The sequence below is a fragment of the Vibrio sp. 10N.222.48.A3 genome (assembly GCF_041475345.1).
Taxonomy (GTDB): domain Bacteria; phylum Pseudomonadota; class Gammaproteobacteria; order Enterobacterales; family Vibrionaceae; genus Vibrio; species Vibrio tasmaniensis_A.
On sequence record NZ_JBFRVX010001392.1, the window covers coordinates 1 to 444 of the forward strand.

Sequence of the window (444 nt, forward strand, 5' to 3'; positions counted from 1 at the left end):
AGGTTTTCAACCACAAGTTGGTTCAGCTTACGCTTCGACATTACCGTGTATTCAAGATTCAGACGACTAAACTCGTACTGACGAGGTTGGCAATCAATCGTGATGTTGTCTAGAACCCAGTCATACAAACGACGGTTATCTTGGAATTCAAGCGTACAGATAGAGTGCGTAATGCCCTCTAGCGCATCAGAGATACAGTGAGTAAAGTCGTACATTGGGTAAATGCACCACTTATCAGCAGTTTGATGGTGGTGAGCAAAACGAACACGGTAGATAACAGGATCGCGCATAACCATGAATGAAGAGCTCATGTCGATCTTAGCACGTAGACACACTTTACCTTCTTCAAAGCCACCGTCACGCATTTTTTCGAACAACGCTAAGTTCTCTTCAGGGCTGCGATCACGGTATGGGCTCGCTTTACCTGGCTCTTTTAGCGTGCCA

At 45.7% G+C, this 444-nt stretch carries 1 protein-coding gene; it reads right to left on the minus strand.

Annotated features, from left to right (window positions below):
* The coding region (locus AB4653_RS26610) for a glutamate--tRNA ligase family protein (RefSeq protein ID WP_372105728.1) at window positions 1-444 on the minus strand (444 nt) is incomplete at both ends.